Source organism: Pseudomonas sp. SDO55104_S430 (assembly GCF_054070595.1).
This window is the reverse complement of record NZ_JBSVXG010000308.1, coordinates 1-5,421: the sequence shown is the minus strand read 5'-3', so window position 1 is coordinate 5,421 and position 5,421 is coordinate 1. Positions and strand designations below refer to the sequence as shown.

The 5,421-nt window shown below is 62.9% G+C and carries 3 protein-coding genes and 2 pseudogenes; 1 reads left to right on the top strand and 4 read right to left on the bottom strand.

Annotated features, from left to right (window positions below; translation table 11 throughout):
- Positions 1–106: 106 nt before the first annotated feature.
- Positions 107–970, top strand: a complete 864-nt coding sequence (locus ACW9JE_RS28245) for a DNA-3-methyladenine glycosylase family protein (RefSeq protein ID WP_457434629.1) — start codon at positions 107–109, stop codon at positions 968–970.
- Positions 971–1,108: 138 nt separating this feature from the next.
- Here ACW9JE_RS28245 and ACW9JE_RS28240 read toward each other — a convergent pair whose 3' ends face one another.
- The 4 genes and pseudogenes from ACW9JE_RS28240 to ACW9JE_RS28225 form a co-directional block, all read right to left on the bottom strand.
- The gene (locus tag ACW9JE_RS28240; RefSeq protein WP_457434628.1) at positions 1,109–2,458 is read right to left on the bottom strand and encodes a CoA transferase; all 1,350 of its coding nucleotides are present in this window, start codon (positions 2,456–2,458) and stop codon (positions 1,109–1,111) included.
- Between the two features lie 173 nt (positions 2,459–2,631).
- Positions 2,632–3,174: pseudogene (locus ACW9JE_RS28235) on the bottom strand (methyl-accepting chemotaxis protein); the annotation flags it as partial.
- A gap of 315 nt (positions 3,175–3,489) precedes the next feature.
- Positions 3,490–4,497: pseudogene (locus ACW9JE_RS28230) on the bottom strand (PDC sensor domain-containing protein); the annotation flags it as partial.
- Positions 4,498–4,970: 473 nt separating this feature from the next.
- Positions 4,971–5,360, bottom strand: coding sequence for a YbaN family protein (locus tag ACW9JE_RS28225; protein WP_457434630.1), 390 nt, complete (start codon positions 5,358–5,360; stop codon positions 4,971–4,973).
- Between the last annotated feature and the right edge of the window lie 61 nt (positions 5,361–5,421).

The following is a 5,421-nucleotide window of genomic DNA, read 5'->3' as shown; positions in this document are numbered from 1 at the left end:
TCAGTGCTCAATGACACACCGCTATCGCGAGCAGGCTCGCTCCCACAGGGTTCAGTGGTTTTAGGTTACCTTGCGCATCACTCCGCTACTGCAAGGCTGCTGCGCCATGAAGCTATCGCTCAAATTTCAACCACCCTACGACTGGCCGGCCATGCTCGGCTTTCTGTCGGCGCGGGCGATTGTCGGGATGGAAGAGGTGGTGGATGGTGTTTACTCGCGCAGCATTGGCTTGAATGGCGTTCACGGCACGCTATCGATCCAGCCTGAGTCGGAGGACTCACTGGAGCTGTCGCTGGATTTCCCCGACCCGAGCGCAGTACCCGAGATCGTCACCCGGGTGCGGCGAATGTTCGATCTGGATGCGGATTTGGACACGATCCATCGGCAGCTGGCGGTCGATCCGCTGCTGGCGCGTTTGATCGCCGAGCGTCCGGGCTTGCGAATTCCGGGGGCATGGGATGGATTGGAGTTGGCGATTCGTGCGGTGTTGGGCCAGCAGATCACGGTGGTGGCGGCGATCAAGCTGGGGGGGAAACTGGTGGCGAGTTATGGGGTGCCGCTGGTTTCACCGCGGGGTGGTTTGAGTCATGTGTTTCCCGAAGCTGCGGTGTTGGCAGCGGCGGATCTGGCGACGTTGGGCATGCCCAAAAGCCGTGGGCGAACGTTGTCCGGCGTGGCTCAAGCGTTGCTGGATGATCCGCTGTTGTTCGAGCCGGGCAGGCCGGGAGGTGTGGCGCGGTTGCTGGCGTTGTACGGCATCGGCGACTGGACGGCGCAGTATGTGGCCTTGCGGCAGTTGCGCGAGCTGGATGGGTTTCCGTCGGGGGATGTGGGGTTGATCAATGCCTTGGCGGCGCTTGAGGGGGAGGCGGTGACGGCGCGTCAGTTGCAGGTGCGGGCTGAGGCTTGGCGGCCGTATCGGGGGTATGCGGCGCAGTTGCTTTGGACTTCGTTGAGTCGTGGTGATTGAGCTGATCCTGAACATGCGTCGTCGGTTCGGACGCCTTCGCGGGCAAGCCCGCTCCCACAATGTCCGTGTTGAACACAAGTTTTGCGAACACCACTGAAACCTGTGGGAGCGGGCTTGCCCGCGATGAGGATCAGATAGTCACCACCACTGCGGGCGATGTGAGCCGAGTTCGGAGGCGGGGATGGTCCACTGCAAGGGTGTACCGGTGATCTTCAGTGGCACATGCAACCGATGCGCCGGTCCCCATGGCGTCTGTTCGACCAGCATCCCCTGATCCGCTTCATCTTCTGCCCGCAACGCTTCTTCTTTGCCGGGCCCATTCTCGATCAGCAACTTCGCCGTGCGCGCCAACGACAGCCGCGCCGAGCCACTGCGCCCACTGCTCAAACGCTCCGCCAACAACTTGATCGCACTGGCCGCCATCAGATATCCGGTGGCGTGATCCAGCGCCTGCACCGGTAATGGCGTCGGCTTGTCCGAGCGCTTCCACTGCATGCCATTTTCGGCAATGCCGCTGCTCATCTGCACCAGGCTGTCGAAGCCGCGACGGTTCTGCCAGGGGCCGCTCCAGCCGTAGGCGTTGAGGCTGACGTCGATCAGGCCGGGGGCGAATTTTTGTCGTTCACTGACCCCGTATCCCAAGCGCTCCAGCGCGTCGGCGCGGTAGCCGTGCAGCACGATGTCGGCGTCCTTGAGCAAGGCTTCGAAAACGCTGCGATCGGTTTTGTCCTGCAGGTCGAGACGTGCGCAGCGTTTACCCAGAGTCATTTCCGGGATCACGCCCGGCTCGTTCCAGGACGGTGGATCGATGCGCAAAACTTCGGCGCCGAGGCCAGCGAGAAAACGGCTGGCGACGGGGCCGGCGAGCACGCGGGTCAGGTCCAGCACTTTTATCCCGGCCAGGGGTTGCGCCACCGAGCCCTGCCAGGGTTTAGCGCTCTGGTTGTTGTGGGTGGCGGATTGGACCAGTGGTTCGGCGTTCACGGCCTGGCCTTGAGGGTGTGCTTGCCACTCGGCCCAGCTACGCATTTCGGCGGCGCAGCCACCGGCTTCGACCACGGCCTGCTCCAGATCGCTCTTGGCCCATTGCGCGACTTTGGCCGCCATCGCGGTGCGGTCGGCGCAGGTGCCAATCACCGATTCGGCAGCGGCGCGGTGATGAGGGGCGTTGGTGTGGAGGCGGATCCAGCCGTCCTTGGCGGCGTAGTCGCCGGCGATCGGGTCCCACAACGGTGGCACGCTCCAGCCCAGTGGGCGAATGGAACTTGAGAACCAGAACGAAGCCAGGCGACGGTCGACTTCGAGGCCGGGCAGGCGTCCGGTTTGTTGATGCAGCAGTTCGCTAATGGCCTGGCCCGCGGCCGCGATGCTGGCGCAGGCCAGGTCGGTAACGGCGAATGCCGAGGGCAGGGCGCCGCTGGCGGTGAACGGGATGGGTGTGGCTGGCAAGCCGAGTGCGGCTTGAATGGACGTGAGTAAATCAGTCATCGAAGGCCCTCCGGAACGAGAGCCCGATCATAGTTCATAAAACGCGAGGCCAGATGAAATCCGCCCTTTGTGGGGGCGGGTTTGTTAGCGAGTGCGTAGTGTCGGGCAACGTGATTTTGTTTGATCCACCGCTTTCGCGAGCAATCCCGCTCCCACAGGGATTGTGGTGTCCGCTAAACGCGGAACTGATCCATCAATTTCATCTGCTGAGTCGTCAGCTGGTTGAGCTGGCTGCTGATCTGCGCCGATTCGGTGGCCTGGCCGGTCAGGGTTTCGGTCACGGTGCGGATCGCCGAGACGTTGCGGTTGACCTCTTCGGCCACGGCGCTTTGCTGTTCGGCGGCGCTGGCGATTTGCAGGTTCATGTCGCTGATCACCGTGACCGCATCGCTGATCTTGCTCAAGGCCTGTACTGCCTGCTGGATCTGCCCGGCGTTGCTGTGGGCCTGGGTCTGGCTCGAGTGCATGGTGGCGACCACGCCGCGGGTGCCGCTCTGGATGCGTTCGATCACCAGGCGGATTTCCTCCACCGAGTCCTGGGTGCGTTTGGCCAAATTGCGCACTTCATCGGCCACCACCGCAAAACCGCGACCGCTTTCACCGGCGCGGGCGGCTTCGATTGCAGCGTTGAGCGCCAGCAGGTTGGTCTGTTCGGCGATGCTGCGGATTACCTCCAGCACCGAGCCGATCTGCTCGCTGTTCTCGGCCAGCGCTTCCACTTCGCTCACGGCCTTGCTGACTTCTTCAGCCAGATCGTTGATGTCGCGGGTACTGCGCTCGATGATCTGCATGCCGTCGCGGGCCGACTGGTCGGCGCCCTTGGCGGCACTGGCGGCGTTCGACGCGCTGTTGGCGACATCATGGGCGGTGGCGCTCATTTCGTTGGACGCGGTGGCGACCTGGTCGATTTCACGGAACTGCAGTTGCATGCCTTCGCTGGTCTGACGGGCGATTTCCGAAGACTGGTCGGCGGTGCCGCGGGCGTCGGTGATGCTCTGCTTGATCTGTGCGATGGTCGGCTGCAGCTTGTCGAGGAAGCGGTTGAACCAGCTGACCAGTTCGCCCAGCTCATCTTTCTTGCTGTAGCGCAGGCGTTGGGTCAGGTCACCGTCGCCGCTGGCGATCGCCTTGAGCATCTCGGCCACGCTGTTGATCGGTCGGGTGACGCCCGAGGCGGTGAGCCAGATCAGCAGCAAGCCGATCAGGCCGGCCACGATCGCCACCACCACCGCCTTGATCGTGCCGCTCTGGCGGGCGTCTTCGAGCACCGTTTGCAGTTTCACCGAGTCGGCCAGCATCACCTGTTTGGGCAGGTCGATCACCACGCCCCAAGGCTTGGCGTCGGCAATCGGGCTGACCGGGTAGACCGCGCGGATCAGGTCGCCCTGGTCGAGAATCTTCGGTGCGCCGGCGCCGAGCATTTGCACGATGTTCTTGCCGTCTTCACCGAGGCTGTCGCCAATTTTTTTGCCGACCTTGCCGGCGTCGACACTGTAGGCCGCCAGCACGCCGGTGCCGGAGACGATCAGCATGTGTCCGGCGCTGTCGAACAGTTCGCTCTGGGAGGCGACAGAGGCCGCTTGCAGGGTATCGAGGGCGATGTCGATGCCGACTACGCCGATGGTCTTGCCCTCCACGAGCAGCGGCACGGAAATGGTGGTCATCAACATTTCCTTGTTGCCGACGGTATCGGCATAAGGGTCGAGCAGGCAGGTACGTTTTGTGTCGCGCGGGCAGGTGTACCAGACGTTGTAGGGCGTGCCGCTGAGGTTGAGATCGGTCTTGGTCATGTCTTCCTCGACCATGATCGTGTTCAGCGCGGTGCCGCCGGCCCGGCTCCAGTAGGTGGCGAAACGGCCGATTTCGTTGGACTGGCGCGCCGCGTCGTTGACGAATTCGCTGTCCTTGCCGTCCAGGCCGTTGGGCTCGAACGCCAGCCAGATGCCCAGCACCTTGCTGTTGCGCTCGAAGGCGGTTTTCAGGCTCTGGTTCAACTCTTCGCGCACCACGCCCGGTTCAATCGAACGCTTGGCGGCCATGTTGCGCATGTCCTTGATCTGGTCGGCCAGGGCGGTGACCACCAGCAGGCTTTCGCCGAAGGTCTTCTGCACCCGCACGGCCTGCTCGGCGGCCTTGGCCTGCAGGAGGTCCTGCACACTGTCGGTGAGCATCTTGCTGCTGGAAGCGCTGACCAGTTCATCGTTCTGATGGGACTGGTAGAAGTTCATGCCCATGATCAAGGCGACCACGCCAAGCAGGCACAGGGCAGACAGCAGGACAGTTTTCAGGCGGATGGACAGTGAGTCGAACATGGGGCGAACTCGCGAATGGATGAGTGGTTGGCTGCGAGCGTTTGCGGCTCGGCGCGCCAAATCCATTCAGCGCCATTCAAACCCCATCGGCGTGGAGGTTAGGCGCATGAATCGCAACCCGACGAACGGTCATGGTTGACCGTTTGCGCGGAAAAATGTGCCGAAAACAGGCGGAAAAACAGGGAAAGTCGCCGCAAGATTCAGGAGGTTTTCGCCACGGATTCCGGTCTCGACCAGATCCACAGGTTGCCCAGCGTCATGCCTGCAATCGCCAGATAGATTGGCCAGCCGTGGTCGAGCATCACCAGCATCAGGGTGGCGCACAGCAGCATGCTGACGGTGGCACTGACCTTGGCCCGGCGCGCGACGATCTTCCCGTTGCGCCAATTGCTCAGGATCGGGCCGAACAGGCGGTGGTTTTCCAGCCAGGCGCTCAGGCGCGGGGAGCTGCGGGTAGCGGCCCAGGCGGCGAGCAGGATGAACTCGGTGGTCGGCAGGCCAGGGATGACGATGGCGATCAGGCCGATGCCGAGGCTGGTGTAGGCGAGAAGGCCGAAGAGGACGCGGGCGAGTTTGGAGGTTGTACGCATAGTGTCTACGAATGACCTGTAGGAGCGAGGCTTGCCCGCGAAGAACGATGACGCGGTCCAT